Origin of the sequence: Staphylococcus sp. EZ-P03 (genome assembly GCF_003344575.1) — a bacterium.
Classification (GTDB): Bacteria; Bacillota; Bacilli; order Staphylococcales; family Staphylococcaceae; genus Staphylococcus; species Staphylococcus simulans_B.
In genome coordinates this window covers 1-16743 of the sequence record NZ_QPMO01000030.1, presented here as the reverse complement: position 1 = coordinate 16743, position 16743 = coordinate 1, and the positions used below count along the sequence as shown (strand labels likewise).

Here is a 16743-nt window from a genome sequence, read left to right as displayed (position 1 = left end):
TCTATTTCTAATACACTACTAGAATAACTTATTTACATTAATTTGGTCAATAAAGTTGACTTATATAAGTCGCAATTTTCAATCTAATACGTTGAAATATAACCAAACGGCCAAATAAAAAGCCTTGCGAAATCGCAAGACATTTAAAGTATTCTATAAACTTGTATCGATGTTAAAAAACTTCTTTGCCGACTACGCCGCCAAAGTCTATTGCTTTTTCATAATATAATCCGCCTTCTTGATAAAAAAGTGCGGATTTTGTTTTTAATGATGTATCCTTTTTAACGAAAGTAACCGCATATCATACAGATACTTCCCTTTATATCGACGTTATTCTTCTAAATCCCCTTTTAAATACTTTACTTCTTGGAAGCCGGGACGTTTGCTTGCGAGTTCTTCCATCATCGCATTCCAGTTATTACCGACTTTACCTTTAATACTTTGAAGCAAATCATTTTGAGCTTGGTTGATTTCAGTAACTAAGTGATGACCTTTATCAGTCACAAAAAGTTCTTTGACTCTGCCGTCTGTTTGAGATTTCTTTTCGATGACTAAGCCTTCATCTTTTAGTTTTTTTAGTGTTTGGTGGCTGCCTTGTTTAGAAATTTCCATGCTTTTAAGCAAATCTTTGATGGTAATCCCTGGTACTTTGTCGATGAAGAATAAGAAGCGATGATGCTGGCGGCTCATACCTTTCTTCTCTATGATTTCATCCGCAGTATGGATAAATGTTTTGTAGGCAAAATAAAACAGCAGGTGTTCGTAATCGTTATTATACGTGGACATTCTATACATTCCTTTACTTCATATTCTTCTCATTATGTATTTTCTGACAATTAACTTCATTATAGCAAGAGTTCAATCAGAGCTAAAGCACACCCGAATAACCCAATGATAATAATCGCCAATGCAAATTTGTTTTTGCGCCTGCTGTAAAAGAGTGTGCCGATCAACACTATCACGAGATCACTCAACAGATTAGATAATGCATTTTTAATAGTAATAAATTTGAACAAGTCTAATAGCTGAATTGATATGAGTACTACGGTGAGGACTGCCAAGCTGTTTAAAATTAATATTTTATGTTTTTTCATATGCATCACTTCCCATAGTATAATATTGCTCATTATACCACAGAGTTTTAGGCATGTTGTTGTGAATTTTCATCTATTCTTTGTACAATGACATCAACACGAACTTAAAGGGAGATGCTAGGATGGTACGATTTAAGACGGTTCAAATCACCGATTTGACAGATGAAGATTTACAAGCAATGGGTGCTCAAGGACAACTCATAGATGTAAGGGAAACAGATGAATACGAAACAGGTCATATTGAAGATGCGTTAAACTATCCGCTATCGACATTGAATACAAAATTTCCGTTAGACCAAGGCAAAACTTATTATATTTACTGCCAAGCCGGCAAACGCAGCCAGCAAGCCAGCCAAATGTTAAGCGACAGCGGTTTTGAAGTCGTGAATCTAAACGGCGGTTACCAAGCATACAGCGAACAACAAGAAGCCAAACACACACCTGACAACACTAATACAGATGAGACAGATACGCCTCAACAAGAAGTATCTGAAGAAACAAAGACTGTACAGCCTGATCGCAAGCAAGTGAATTACAGCGGCTTGCAATGTCCTGGTCCGATTATGAATTTAAGCAGAGAAATCAAACAGCTGAACCCAGGTCAGCAAATCGAAGCGACAGTAACAGACCCTGGTTTTGCCAGTGATATTCAAAGCTGGGTCAAACAAACAGGCCATCATCTGATTGACTTAAACACTGACAATGAAAAAGTAACAGCTGTAATTGAAAAAGGCGAAGAGAAATCTAAAGACATGACTGTCCATGAATCAGACAACGGCACAACAATTGTATTATTCAGCGGAGAACTAGATAAAGCATTAGCTGCACTAATTATTGCTAACGGTGCACGTGCTGCAGGCAGAGATGTCTCTATCTTCTTCACTTTCTGGGGATTAAATGCTTTAAAACGCACAGACGCACCTAAAGTGAAGAAACAAGGCTTAGAAAAGCTCTTTGATATGATGCTGCCGAAAGGTCCAGAAAGCATGCCTTTATCTAAAATGAATATGTTCGGTCTCGGCCGCTTCATGATGAAATTACTCATGAAACAAAAGAATGTAGATTCTCTGCCGTCACTCATCGATAAAGCCATCGAAAATGATATTAAACTGATCGCATGTACAATGAGTATGGATGTGATGGGCATCAAACGTGAAGAATTGCGTCCTGAAGTTCAAATCGGCGGTGTCGGTACGTACATCGGAGATACAGAACAATCCAAACATAATCTGTTTATTTAAGCCAAATCATTAAAATATACTGCTCTGCACTGCATCAGTCTCTGTTCAAAAAAAGGACAGAGACTTTTCTTATCACTTGGCAGACACTGAACTAATGTGCTAAGATTTATATCGAACATTTGTTCGTATTTTCTTTGAAAACGTGTTCGTAAAATGCTAAAATAAGTTTATGAGTAAAGGTCGCCTTACTTTATTGTGAGTACCTCACGTGCCTTGAATTGGTAATGAAAGTGAGGTGATGTGGATGGAGATTATTATCCATGAGCTCACAATTAATTTCTCCTCAATTGTTCAAATTGCAGTGTTAACAACGGCTATCAAATTCCTTATCAGCAAAAAGAACAACAAAAAAGACTAGCTATGCGGCAACATAACTAGTCTCCTATAAGGTTCGTTTGGTAATCACAATCGTGCGTTGTGAGCCTTTACTCTAGCCTTCAGTCCTACATGACTGGGGGCTATTTTATTACAAGTAAATCTTACCAAATTTTATGATCGATTTCAATTAAATTGCGGTTTATCTGAAACACGGTTGCGAACAATGGTGTTTAGTGTTCATCTAAAAATGCATTTACTTTTGATAATTCCGGCAAGCTTCCTATCGCACCATAATGCATTGTCGTCAATGCACCGACTGCATTAGCAAACTTGATGAAATCATATGCTGATTCCACTAAATCTTCACGGTTGTTTCCAAGCAATTGGTATAATATCGCACCGATAAAAGCATCGCCTGCACCAGTTGTGTCTTTGACCTCAGCTTTAAAACCTGGATGTTCAGCAGCTTTTCCTGCATTGGTATATAAGGATGCGCCGTCTTTGCCTTGTGTCACAATCACAATTTCCACATTACCTTCAAATAAAGATTGTACGGCTGCTTCTTGATCAGTTATACCGGTAATAAATTCAAGTTCATCATCCGCAATTTTTAAAACATGCGCTTTCGGTATAAAGGCACGAACAGTATGTTTCAATTCTTCTTTTGAATCCCAAAGCGGGAAACGTAAATTCGGATCAAATACTATTGTACCTTGTGCTTCTATCATTTTCTCGATAATCGCTTCATGCGTTGTCTTCATTGCACTCGGTACAAGGTCAACAGAACAGAAATGCAAGATGTCTGTTTTATCGAAATGGATATCTTGTACTTGTTCTGCTCTTAGAAGCATATCCGCTGAAGGCTTACGGTAAAAGGCAAAATCACGTTCTCCTGTTTGAGTTAAACTCACAAAAGCTAAAGCGGTATTTGCTTGGCTGGTTTGAAGGATATAACGTGTATCGACGCCTACTTCAGTTAAAGTATCGATAATCTTTTCGCCGAAAGCATCCTCTCCTACTTGTGTAATGAGCGAAGCATGTCGTCCTAATTTAGCAACACAGCTTGCGACATTCGCAGGTGCTCCGCCGACTTGCGGTCCAAATTGCGTCACTTCTTTTAATTTGGCATCTCTTTCTTTAGGAATGAAATCAATCAAGGCTTCTCCTATGGCATAAAGTTGATGCATGATATCCCTCCTTCATACTTATTCTATATATTATCAGATGCAATCAAGCGCAGCGGTCCATTAAAGGAAAGCTTCGCGATATATGCGATCAATGTATCTACATCTACTCTCTGTTCATCTTGAACCCAATGTTTGAATAGCGCAAGCAATCCGAAAAAGACAAAATCACTGTCTAACCATTCAATGCATTAAAAATATCCGCTTTCAAGCATGTACTTGAAGGCGGATATTCTTATTGTATGGCTTACTTTTTCTTCTTACTGCCTTTTTTCTTGTTATCTTTTTTCTTTTTGTCCTTTTTCTTATCTTCTTTCTTGTTGTCTTTTTTATCTTTCTTTTTGTTTTTATCTTTGCTGTCTTTGTCTTTTTTCTTCTTGTTCTTGCTGTCTGATTTCTTATCTTCTTTTTTGTCTTTCTTTTTCTTATCTGATTTCTCTTTTGTTTCTTCTTTTGGTGCTTCTTGTGCCTCTTCTTTTTGTTCAGCTGTGTCTGCTTGTGTGTTTTCTTCTTTCGCTTCATCTGTCGTCACAATATTACCTGCTTCATCTGCAGTAATTGTTTCAATCTCTTTGACTGGTTCAGGCTCTTCTTCATCAAGATACTGACCTATTTCAAACACTTGCAAGTAAACTGCGACTTTAAAGTCGCTGTAATGACCTACATAGAGTGTACGGATGTCGCCTTTTCTGATTTGAAGTTCTGTGTGTTCAGTTAAGATAGGTTCAAAGACTTCGTTTTGAAGCGGTGCGTCTACGATTTCTTCAATCGAATGATCGCGTTCGTGCACATGATTTTGAATACTCTTATAAACTAAATCTGCGGCTTTTAATTCTGGGTATTGTTTTAAGAATGCGGCTTTAGTTTCCGGTAATTCAAAGTTTTTATCAGCTTGTACATCGACATAAACTGCCGCGTAATGCAGCTTCGCTTTTTCAGCTACAGTATATGTCCATGATTTCGGCGGATTGACTAATTTATTAAGGTTATCTTTTAAATCCCGTTGAATCTGTTGAACAGCCGGCGATACTTGTGCATTAGTATTCGGTTCGAAATCATGCGCAAAGACTGATTTTAATTTAATAATGTCTGTCAGTTCATTTTGATCTAAGACAGCTAAATCTAATCTTGCGATTTCTCTTGCGACTGTTTCTGTTTTCGCATTACGCAAAGTTTGAATCGCCAATAAATCTTTCAAAGCATTATCACTGCGTGTTGTTAAAGTTAAATACGCCATATCGTCACCGTAATTTTTAAAGTTGCTTTCTAGTTTAGATAAGCGCTTTGTTAAAAAATCTGCTACATTTACTTTCATAACTATTCCCCCATTTGGTTAGTTCTCGCATTTCATTAGTAACTTATACCCTATCACTCACCAAATAAAATTAAGATTTTATTTAATTTAACTCTAATTGCGATAGAACTATAAGACCCCTTATCCATAAGCATAGCACGTGTACCTTGCTTGTTTACTAATTATTTTAAATAAAAGGCAAAAATAAAAAGCGGTACATTATGTACACACTTTTTAATAAGCACTGCTAATCTATAAATTTCATAATTTCTCGATAGACCTTGTTTGTAAGTTCTTGATCTTTAAGTCGTTTTTCACGTGCTTTGATATAAAATTCTTCAGGTGCCAGTTTAAACTGATTGATAAAGTGGCCAAGATAAGCTCTTTGACTGGCAAAAGCATATTTTTCCCACATCGTTTCCAGCATCGATATGGCATCAGTATTCAATGCTAAATACTCTGCCGCATTATAGAGTTTCACTTTGTTCACATACTCTTGATAAGTCATATGCAATTCTTGTTTGAATTTACGCGAAAGATAACTATGGTTGACATGAAACCTTGCGGACATACTAGACAGCTTTAATGGTTCATGGAAATTATTATTGACGTAGCGAATCACTTTATTAATGGTTGAGTGTTTCGTAATGCCGTAGAGACAGTTATCAAAATTTTCCACATAGACGCGCAAGTATTTAATCAATCTTAATATGACAGTATTGGCCTTCACCATTTTCTTATCATATACCAATCGTAATGCATCAATGTAGTCGCGTTTAATGAAGTTATAAACTTCAAAATTGCTTTCGACTTTCGGTACATCTTTTAAGTAGACTTGTCCAAAGTAGACTTTATGAATAGATAAGCATGCGACTTTTCCTTTCTTGACCTCAATTTCGGGAGATGTGAAGTTAGGTGCCTGAATAAAGATATCCCCAGCTCTGTAATGAAATACATGATTGAGTTTGTTTACGATAACTTTACCAGATAAAACAAAGTAGATATTAAAGTATTCGTCATAACGTGCGCAGTCTTTTATACATATCGGCGCCGTAAAAACATAATAGTTGTAATCCAATGATGTTCCTCCTATCAATATGTGTTTTGGATAGTTTTAAATCAAAAGGAAAAGCTGAAAGTGAATCGAGTGAGAGAAATGAAGTTTCAACCACTATTTTTAGAGGGATAAAATAGCTTTTAAACATAATTGTTTCAGTTTGTGCTTCACTCTATAATAATAAACTAAATCTTCAGATAATTGAATGGTTTTTATGTTAATTTGACTGTTTTTTTACAACTTTTTCCAAAACGTTCATGCATTTTCTTCTATTTTCCTTTACATGAAAACTAGATTAACAGGGTTTCAATTTTTTGTAAGGATTATTAAAAAAATTATTGACGCTCTCCCTATTCTGCTATATAATAAATCTTGTGTTAAAAATGTATGGAGAAATACCCAAGTCCGGCTGAAGGGATCGGTCTTGAAAACCGACAGGGGCTTAACGGCTCGCGGGGGTTCGAATCCCTCTTTCTCCGCTACTTATAGAAGTCGAGATACTTAATTGTATCTCGGCTTTTTTGTTTTATCCTTTTCTTTCACTATACGAACACCTTCATAAACTTAAAATAACCATTACCTTTAATACATTACCTACATAAAAAGCCGCACTCATAAAGAGTACGACTTCCACTTGCTTATTAAATCCACTTATTCATTTGTACTGCGGCGATTTCTTAATACGAATGCAGCACCGATTAATGCGACAATACCGCCTAATAATAAACCATTAGAAGCTGTGCTTCCTGTTTTCGGCAATGTTTGTTTTGATTGAGATGATGCTGGTTTTACAACTTTTGTTGCTTTCTCTGTTGTGTGAGTGCTGTTGTTTTGTACTTCTTGATGTGTGCTTTCAGCAGCAGTATTCACAACACGATCATTGTTTCCTGCTTGAATACTATCTTTTTCTATATTTTTATCTAAGTTCAACTGAGTTGATTGTTCAGCTTTCACTTGTTCCTGTACCGCTGCAGCTTCATTGTTGTCAGTTTCAACTTGAACAAGTTCTTTTGCGAGTGTTTCCTCATTTGTATCAGTGTCTTTGCTTAATTGATTCACATGAGTATTTTCGCTTTGATTATGAACCTCAGATGTTTCACTTGGTGTATGATGATTGTCTGTATTCAAAACTTCATCTGTATTTACTGATGCTGCATCATGGTTCTCTTCTGATGAAACTTCAGATGATGGTTCTGATACATGATGTTCACTTACGTCTGGGATAACAATACCTGTAAGTTGTGCTAACTCGCCTTCTAAGCTGCCTTTTAACTCTGTAGGCAATGCGTCGACTTTGTTTTGGGCTAATGCTTTTGTGTTTTTGGCATTAGCTTGTTGCGCTTTCAATGTTGCTTGTTCTTCTGGTGTAACTAAGTTGTCTGAGATCGCTTCGTTGTAGTATTCTTTCGCTGTTTGATCTGCAACTTTAGCAGCGTTGACTGCTTCTATTGCATCATTCAACCATTGATCTTGGATGTCGTTTGTGCCATTTGCGTTCGCATCATTGATTTCCGGTACATCTATACCTGTAAGTTGCGCTAACTCTTCTTCTAAGCTGCCTTTTAACTCTGTAGGCAATGCGTCGACTTTGTTTTGGGCTAATGCTTTTGTAGTTTGAGCGTTGGCTTGTTGTACTTTCAATGTTGCTTGTTCTTCTGGTGTAACTAAGTTGTCTGTAACTACTTCGTTATAGTGTGCTTTCGCTGTTTGATCTGCAACTTTAGCAGCGTTAATTGCTTTTATTGCATCATTCAACCATTGGTCTTGGATGTCGTTTGTGCCATTTGCGTTCGCATCATTGATTTCTGGTACATCTATACCTGTAAGTTGCGCTAACTCTTCTTCTAAGCTGCCTTTTAACTCTGTTGGCAATGCGTCAACTTTGTTTTGGGCTAATGCTTTTGTGTTTTTGGCATTAGCTTGTTGCTCTTTCAATGTTGCTTGCTCTTCTGGTGTAACTAAGTTGTCTGATACTGCTTCGTTGAAAGCTGCTTTTGCGGCCTTATCCGCTGCTTTAGCTGCCTCTAACGCAACATTTGCTTCATTGATGTTTTGATCTGTTGCATCATCAATATCATTATGATTTTTGTCATTCACTTGAGGTAAAGCAATACCTTTTAATGATGCTAAAATTGCTGGTAAATCACCTTTTAGTGTTGCTGGTAATTGACTGACTTTAGCTGCTGCTTGTTCTTTAACATCTTCATAAATTGCATTGAGTTGTGCTAATTGACCGTATTCTTCTGGGGTGATTAATGCATCTGATGTTAAAGCCTTTAATTTTTCTTGTAATTTCGTATCCATTAATTGAGCAACTTTAACAAATTCTTCAGCCTCTGCTCGTGCGGCATCATCTGAATCTTTGATGTTGTTGCTGTTTTGATCGTTGATATCTGGGATGTTGATGCCGTGAAGCGGATTTAAGCGCGCTTCGAATTGTGATTGATATGCTTTTGGTAATTGAGCAACCCATTGTTCTGCTGCAGCTTTTGCACCTTCAAATAATACTTGTTGTTGTGTTAATGCTTGATGTTCGGATGGTGTTATTAATTGGTCAACTTCTGCTTTTGCCAATTCATTTTGTGCTGCTTCATTCAATGCTTCTGCCTTTTTCACTAATTCCTCAGCTTCGGCTAATTGTGCATCTACATCATCAGCAATCTTGTTGTTGTTTGCGTCATTGACTTTCGGTACATCAATGTTGTCTAATTGTGCCAATACCTCTAGCAATTCTGCTTTAACTGTTTCTGGAATATGGCTTTCTTTAACTGCCGCAACTGCTTCTTCTTTAGTAGTATCAGCTTTTGTTTGATCTGAAACTAATGCTTCATGTTCTTTTGGTGTTATTAAGCTGTCTGTATTCGCTTCTGCTAAATGTATATGCGCATCTTGATTTGCATCTTCTGCTTTTTGAATCAATGCCTGCAGTGCTGCATCTAAAGCATCATCAACGCCGTTATGATTTTTGTCATTGACTTCAGGTACAGTGATACCGTGTAATTGCTCTAATGTGCTTGGCATATCGCCTTTTAATGCATCCTCGACTAAATCTACTTTTTCTTGTGCAATTGCTTTCTTAGCTGCGAAATCTTTTTGAAGTGCATCTAAAATGTTTTGTTCGCTATCAGTAATTACTTCATTGTCTAATGCAGCGTTTAATCCGATTTGAGCTGCTGCTTCTGCATCTTGTGCTGCTTTAATTGCTTTTTGCGCATCTTCAATCAATCGGTCTTGTACATCATCAATGCCATTTGAATTTTGGTCATTAATGTTTGCCACTTCAACTGGAACTAATGCATCTAATTGCGTTTGGAATTCAGGTCTCAATGTTTCTGAAATCATATCTACAGCTCTTTGTGCTAATTGTTTTGCTTCTGCTGCATAACGCGCTTTATCTTTTAATTGTGCTTGTTCCAAAGGTGTTACCAAGTTATCTTTTTCGATTTCTGATTTTTCTTGATGTGCAGCTTGATTTGCGGCTTTTGCTTCATCTACTAAGGCTTGAACTGCAGCTTTAAGTTCATCAGTATGGTCATCGATTTGATTCGCATCTTTATCGTTGACTTCAGGTAATGCAATTGTGTTGATTTGATCCAATTGTGCTTGCAACGGTGCTTGATATTGTTGAGGCAAGCTGTTGACTTTAGCTTGTGCTGCTTGTTTATTCGCTTCCGCTAAATTCTTAATACCTGTAAGTGCTTCTAGTTCTTTAGGATTAATTAATTGATCTGCTTTAGCTTCGTTGAGTTTGTCTTGTGCTTGGTTTGCCATCTCTTTCGCTGCATCAATTGATTTTTGTGCATCTGCTAACAAGCTGTCTATGCTGTCTTCAATACCGTTTGAATTCTCATCATTGACTGAAGGCACATTAATACCGTTTAAAGCTGCAAGTTGTTCTGGTAAATCTTTGCGATATTTTTCATCAATCGCATTCACTTTTTCTTCTGCTGCTTGTTTCTTAGTTGTGAAGTCATTTTGCAATCCGTCTAAGTTGTCATGTTCTGTTGGATTAATGACCTGGTCTGCTTGTGCTTTTGTTAATTCTGAGTTGGCTGAAGCATCCGCTTCTTGTACCTCTTTAATTGATACTTCTGCTGCTTTGATTAATTCGTCTTGATCATCTGGAATATTATTGTTGTTCTCATCGTTGATACTTGGTACTTGGATGTTATGAAGCTGATTCAATCTTTCAAGCAATGGTCCTTGTACTGCTTCTGGTAATGCTTTAACTGCTTCATCAGCTGCTGATTTTGTTGTTGCCGCATTATCTTTGGCTGCTGTTAAACTTGTATGCTCTTCTGGTGTAATTAAGTCGTTCGCACTTGCTGATTGAAGTTGATCTTGTGCTGTTTTGTCTGCTTGTTCTGCTTTCTCTACTAATTCTGTTGCTGCTTGTAATGCATCTTGAAGTTCTTGTGCTTCTGCTGCATCAAGTTTGCCATTGCTGTCAGCATCGTTCACTTCTGGAACATCAATACCTGTTAATGCTGCTAATTTCCCAGGTAATACTCCGCGTAATACTTCGTTAATTGCATTGACTGCTTGCTCTGCTGCTGCTTTCTTTTGAACAAAGTCTGCTTGCAAATCTGAAAGTTGTTGATGTTCTTCTGGTGTGATAGCTTGGTTTTCATCAGCTTTATTCAATGCTGTTTTTGCAAAAGCATCTGCTGCTTCGGCTGCTTGGATAGCTGCTTTTGCTGCTTCAATCAATGCATCTTGATCATCTGGGATTTGATTTGTATTTTTATCATTGATACTAGGGATAGTGATACCGTTAAGTTGATCTAATTCTGCTTGAAGCGGTGCTCGTAATGTTTCTGGTAATGCATTGATTTTGTCTGCTGCTTCTGACTTCGCAGTTGCTGCTGTCGTTTTCGCTGTTTCTAAACCTTCGTGTTCAACAGGATTAATCACTTGATCTTGTTCCGCTTCGCTTAATTGTGCTTTCGCCGCTTGATCTGCTGCTTTAGCTTTCTCTAGTGCTGCCTTTGCATCTGCAAGTAATGTATCGAGTGCTGCTTGTTCCGCATCATCAGGTTGGCCATTATTATTTGCATCATTCACTTTTGGCACTGTTATGCCTGTTAATGCTGCAAGTTGTTCTGGTAAATCTCTGCGATACTTTTCATCAATCGCACTCACTTTATCTGTTGCTGCTTGTTTCTTAGTAGTAAAATCATTTTGTAATTCATCTAAGTTGTTATGCTCTGTTGGATTAATTACTTGATCTGCCTGTGCTGTCGCAAGTTCTGATTTGGCTAAGGCATCTGCATTTTGTGCCTCTTTAATTGAAACTTCTGCTGCTTTGATTAACTCATCTTGATTATCTGGAATATTGTTACTGTTCTTATCATTGACACTAGGCACTTCAATACCATGTAATTTGTTCAGACGCTCTAATAATGATTCTTGTACATCTTGAGGTAATGCTTTAACTGCTTCATTTGCTGCTGATTTTGTTGTTGCTGCGCTATCTTTAGCTGCTGTTAAATTTGTATGCTCTTCTGGTGTAATTAAGTTATTGTCATTTGCTGTTTTAAGTTGATCTTGTGCTGCTCTATCTGCTGCTTCTGCTTTCTCTACTAAATCTGTTGCTGCTTGTAATGCTTTGTCTTGTTGTGCTCTTTGCTCTTGTTGTTCTTGGCTATCAAGCTTGCCGTTGCTATTAGCATCATTCACTTCCGGTACTGTTACGCCTATTAATGCTGCAACTTTTTCCGGCAATTCACCACGATACTTTTCATCTATTGCATTAACCTTTGATTCTGCCTCTGCTTTCTTTTGACCGAATGCATCTTGTAATGCACCCACCATTGTGTGTTCCTCAGGATTAATCACACTGTCTGCTTGTGCTTTGGCAAGTTCTGTTTTTACGATGTCTTCTCCTGCTTTTGCGTATTCATAAGCTTTCGTCGCCTCTTTAATTAACGCATCTTGATCGTCTGGAATACTGTTACTATTCTTATCATTGATACTAGGCACTTCAATACCATGTAATTTATTTAGACGATTTAATAATGGTTCTTGTACATCTTGAGGTAATGCTTTAACTGCTTCATCTGCTGCTGATTTTGTTGTTGATGCGCTATCTTTAGCTGTTGTTAAACTTGCAGACTCTTCTGGTGTAATTAAATCATTTGTATTCGCTGATTTAAGTTGTTCTTGGGCTGCTCTATCTGCTTGTTCTGCTTTCTCTACTAAATCTGTTGCTGCTTGCAATGCTGCATTTTCTTGCTCTTGTTGTTCTTCGCTGTCAGGTTTGCCGTTGTTATTTTTATCATTCACTTCTGGTACTCTTATACCTGTTAATGCTTGAAGTTGTTCTGGTAAATCTTTGCGATATTTTGGATCAATTGCATTCACTTTATCTGTGGCTGCTTGTTTCTTAGTAGTAAAATCATTTTGCAATCTTTCTAAGTTGCTATGTTCTGTTGGATTAATCAATTGATCTGATTGTGCTGTCGCAAGTTCTGCTTTAGCTAAATCATTCGCATCTTTTGCTTCTTTAATTGAAACTTCTGCTGCTTTGATTAATTCATCTTGAGTGTCTGGAATATTGTTATTGTCAAAATCATTGATACCAGGAATTTCTATACCGTTTAATGCATTCACTTCTTCTAAAAACGGTGCTTGCAAGTTCTCTGGAAGTTGTTCTATTAAGCGTCTTGCTTCAGCTGCTGTATTGTCTGCATTATCTTCTACAGTATAGAGTCCATCTAATTCTGCTTGTGATACTACATCATCTTGTTTAACTTCCTTCAATTTTTCTTGTGCTGCTTGATCAGCATTTTTCGCTGCTTCTATTGCTGCTCTTATTTCATCCAGCAATCTGCTGTTATCTTCTTCTTCAGCACTGTCAGGTTTTCCGTTATTATTTTCATCATTAACTGTTGGAACATCGATGCCGTTCAATGCAGCTAATTGATTCAATAAATCACTGTTGTATTTGCTGTCGATTGCATTCACTTTATCAGTCGCCGCTTGTTTCTTAGCTGTAAAATCATTTTGCAATCTGTCTAAGTTATCATGTTCAGTTGGATTAATCGCTTGATCTGATTGTGCTGTCGCAAGTTCTGATTTCGCTGTTGCATCTGCATCTTGCACTTCTTTAATTGAAAGTTTTGCTGCTTCTATCAATTCATCTTGAGTGTCTGGAATATCATTTTTATTTTTATCGTTAATGCTAGGTACTTCAATACCATGTAATTTACTCAAACGGTCTAATAATGACTTTTGCATATCTTGAGGTAACGCATTTACCGCTTCTTCTGCTTTTGTCTTTGTCGCTGCTGCATTATCTTTTTCTGAAATTAAGTCTGTACTTTCTTCAGGTGTGATTAAATTATTATCAATCGCTGATTGAAGTTTTGTTTGAGCTGTTTTGTCTGCTTCTTCCGCTTTAGCTACCAAATCAGCTGCTGCGTTAAGCAAATCTGTATTTTTCTGCTCTTGAGCATCTAAGTCATCCGGTTTTCCGTTACCATCTCTGTCATTAACCTCTGGTACATTAATACCTAAGAGTTTGTTTAGCTTTTCAGTTAATGGACCTTGATGCGGCTGTTGAATAGATGCGATTTTATCTTTTGCTGCTTGTTTTTTCTCTGTAAAGTCATTTTGCAATTGAGTAAGCTGAGTATTGTCTTCTGGTGAAATCGCGTTATCTGCATTTAATTGATTTAATGCTGATTTTGCTGCTTCTTCCGCTTTAGATGCATCCGCAATCAACGCTTCCGCTTGTGCAATCAGCTCATCTTGTTCATCGCTGATATTGTTATTGTTTTTATCATTGATATCCGGTACTGCAATTGGAGTAAGTTGATCTAATTCTGCTTGTAACTGTGTTTTTAAACGTTCTGGCAGCTGATTCACTTTTTCTTGTGCAATTGATTTTTTATCTGTTGCTGATTGAATACTTGTTTGAAGTTCTGTTGCTTCATTGCTGTTCACTAATTGATCTGAAACAATCGCTTGTGCCTTTTCTTTAGCTTGTGCATGTGCAGTCTTCGCTTCTTCAACTGAAGCTGTTGCTTCTGCCATAATTTGTTTGTCGATTTCTCTTTTTAATTCATCTGAAAGTTTTAACGGTACTGTTGAATGGTCTGTTGTAAGGTTATCCCACTGTTTATCACCATTATCAAATGACCATTTCACAGGAACATTTAAAACATCGCCATCGTAATATTCTTTTAATTTCAACCACTTTTCTGAATTTGAACTGATATCATTAACTGTTAATTCATGTTTTAAAGTGATTGGAAGCACATAAGTGTGGTCATAAAAACTTGGTTTAGATAAGGCTTGTGTAGTGCTGGTTAAGACCACTTTATTCGTACCATTCTGCGAAGCTGCGAAATCACTTGTGTTCGGCTGTGCCGTTGCACTAATACCTTGTGGAAACTCTGCTGAAATTTCTACTTTTGATGGTAAAGTAGCAGGTTGAGACACTTCTCTTGTCGGGATATACTGAGTAACTGTAACTTTTCCATCTGTTCCGTTAACCGGATTAACGACTTGAGTTGTATAAGGTTGAATCGGAACTAACAAAATTCCTTTAACATGAAAAGCAGTCCCTGATGCATTTCTTCCTGTCATACTGTATGTCAGTTCACTCTTGTCTTGGAATGTGGCTGTTACTCGGTTAGGATATTCTTCTACTCCGCCTCTTGGCTGCTCTCCTGTAGAGATAATTACTTTCCCATCTTTCAACTCTAAATTAGCTGTAGCAGGAAATGGTTGTTGATTACTTACATAAAGTTCATTAATTTCATTGCGATTGAATGTTACAGATTTTCTAACATCAACTGCTTTGTTTCTATCATAATCATCTAAATCATAAATATTAAGTAACCCGCTGACTGGATGTGCTTCGCTATTCAATGCATTTAAACCATCAACCACTGAAGAAATCGATGTTCCATTTTGAATTGTATTGTAAAATTCATCAAGTCTTGCTTTGTCAATGTTTTGCAAGAACTTAATATTTGCTGTTGTGCCTCCTCCGTCTTGAGAAGTCATAGACAACATATCACGTCCTGAAGTGAAGAAATATCTAATATCAGTCGGAAAATTTGTTGAAGCCTGATCTCTTGTAACATGAACTAATGCATCTACTTTATGGCCATCTGCTATACCCACATTATTGATATATACATAAGCTTCTGGGCTTGTGTTATTTAAAGTAATGTAATCACCTAAATAAGCATGAATAGCTCCATCATTTGTATTCGTAAGCTTCTTACTTGTTACGTTTGTTCCATTTGTTAAGAACGAGTATGATTTACTATCATAGTTTGTAAATTTAGGAGAAAAGTTGATGTAATCCGGAGCAACGGTTTTTCCTGGATTTTCTACTTTTTGAACTAAATCGCCAGTGTAATCAATAATTTTCCCGTTATATGTTTCATTGTTTACAGGTGCAGGGATACTTTCAAATGTATCTGCAGTTTCTAAAGCACGTCTTGTACGCGGTTTAGCGATTGTTTCTGAAGTTGGTTGCTGTTCGACAACTGGTGTTGATTCTGATGATGTTGTTTGTGAAGCGGTTGTTGTTTGAGTTGAAACTTTATTCGTTTCTGATGTTGGAGCTTTTTGTTGTGAAGTTGATTCTTGTGATGTAGTTGGTGTTGCATTTGGATTTGTTGGTGCAGCTGTTTCAGAAGCAGGGGCCTCTGTTGTTACGGGCGGTGTAACGGCTGCTGTATCAGATGTCTCTTGGGATGGTTGAGACGCTGATTCATTGTTTGAATGTGTATTTACAGATTGAGATTGTACTGTAACGTCATTTGGTGTTTGTTCTTCTGCTGCTTGCGCCTCATGGCTAAGTCCAAACAAGAATGTTGCTCCTACGAGGATAGAAGCGGTTCCTACCGTAAATTTACGGATTGAATACTTGTTTTGCTTATTCGGCAGAAAATCAAGTCTTCTCTTTGATTGTTGTTTCATTGATGGTTCCTCCGTTGTATCTTTGTCTATATGCTGAAAATGATGACTTTATTTTCATCCCTTAACTGTTGCTCGTTAAGAGAACAAAATTTATATTAACGTATTTTTGACAAAAAAAGATGAACATCAAATGAATAGTAAAAATAGTGTATGTCTAAAGTAAAAAAAGTGTAATCAACTAGAATGTGTTTATCATTTAGTTTTATTTATTCTTTTAAATATTCTAAAGCTTGTTTGTAAATGTTTTCAGTTACTGTTTTTTCTTTGATTTTGCATTGTTTTGATTGCAATATAAACTCTGTCGGTGTCATGTTGAATTGCGACTTAAAGTTCTTCAAAAAGGTACGGTAACTAGCAAAATGATAAGTTTTCCACAGTTCTTTTTCATTACCGCTGACCAGCAAGTCTTCTGCGAAACGATAGAGTTTGATGCGTCTGACATATTCACTAAATCCCATGCGCATTTCAGCTTTAAACTTTCTCGAAAGAAAGCTGCTGTTCACAAATAAACATTGTGCAACATTGTACTGCACCCCAAAAGTTGAACCTACAAAATTCAACTTTTGGGGTGTTTAATTATGAATAAAAGTTATAGTTTAGATTTCAAACTTAA

At 37.0% G+C, this 16743-nt stretch carries 7 protein-coding genes and 1 tRNA gene; 2 read left to right on the top strand and 6 right to left on the bottom strand.

The window, feature by feature from the left end; genetic code table 11:
• Positions 1-330 precede the first annotated feature (330 nt).
• A complete protein-coding gene (locus tag DVJ99_RS11900; protein WP_114604393.1) occupies positions 331-786 on the bottom strand; it encodes a MarR family winged helix-turn-helix transcriptional regulator in 456 nt (151 codons plus the stop codon).
• Positions 787-1216: 430 nt separating this feature from the next.
• On the opposite strand from DVJ99_RS11900, the gene DVJ99_RS11890 reads away from it, so the two are divergent.
• On the top strand, positions 1217-2335 hold the full coding sequence (locus DVJ99_RS11890) for a DsrE/DsrF/DrsH-like family protein (protein ID WP_114604391.1): 1119 nt from the start codon (positions 1217-1219) through the stop codon (positions 2333-2335).
• A gap of 548 nt (positions 2336-2883) precedes the next feature.
• Here the strand turns inward: DVJ99_RS11890 and DVJ99_RS11885 are convergent.
• From DVJ99_RS11885 to DVJ99_RS11875, 3 genes are all read right to left on the bottom strand, one after another.
• Positions 2884-3840: a carbohydrate kinase family protein gene (locus tag DVJ99_RS11885; RefSeq protein WP_114604390.1), complete on the bottom strand. Its 957-nt coding sequence runs from the start codon at positions 3838-3840 to the stop codon at positions 2884-2886.
• A gap of 244 nt (positions 3841-4084) precedes the next feature.
• The gene (locus DVJ99_RS11880; RefSeq protein WP_114604389.1) at positions 4085-5152 is read right to left on the bottom strand and encodes a hypothetical protein; all 1068 of its coding nucleotides are present in this window, start codon (positions 5150-5152) and stop codon (positions 4085-4087) included.
• Positions 5153-5378: 226 nt separating this feature from the next.
• The gene (locus DVJ99_RS11875) at positions 5379-6209 is read right to left on the bottom strand and encodes a helix-turn-helix domain-containing protein (protein WP_114604388.1); all 831 of its coding nucleotides are present in this window, start codon (positions 6207-6209) and stop codon (positions 5379-5381) included.
• A gap of 368 nt (positions 6210-6577) precedes the next feature.
• Here DVJ99_RS11875 and DVJ99_RS11870 point away from each other — a divergent pair.
• Positions 6578-6667: transfer RNA gene (locus DVJ99_RS11870), tRNA-Ser, on the top strand.
• A gap of 172 nt (positions 6668-6839) precedes the next feature.
• On the opposite strand, the gene DVJ99_RS11865 is transcribed toward DVJ99_RS11870, so the two are convergent.
• Together DVJ99_RS11865 and DVJ99_RS11860 are read right to left on the bottom strand one after the other, a co-directional pair.
• Positions 6840-16130, bottom strand: a complete 9291-nt coding sequence (locus DVJ99_RS11865) for a GA-like domain-containing protein (protein ID WP_114604387.1) — start codon at positions 16128-16130, stop codon at positions 6840-6842.
• Between the two features lie 206 nt (positions 16131-16336).
• On the bottom strand, positions 16337-16663 hold the full coding sequence (locus DVJ99_RS11860; RefSeq protein WP_276118013.1) for a helix-turn-helix domain-containing protein: 327 nt from the start codon (positions 16661-16663) through the stop codon (positions 16337-16339).
• Positions 16664-16743 lie beyond the last annotated feature (80 nt).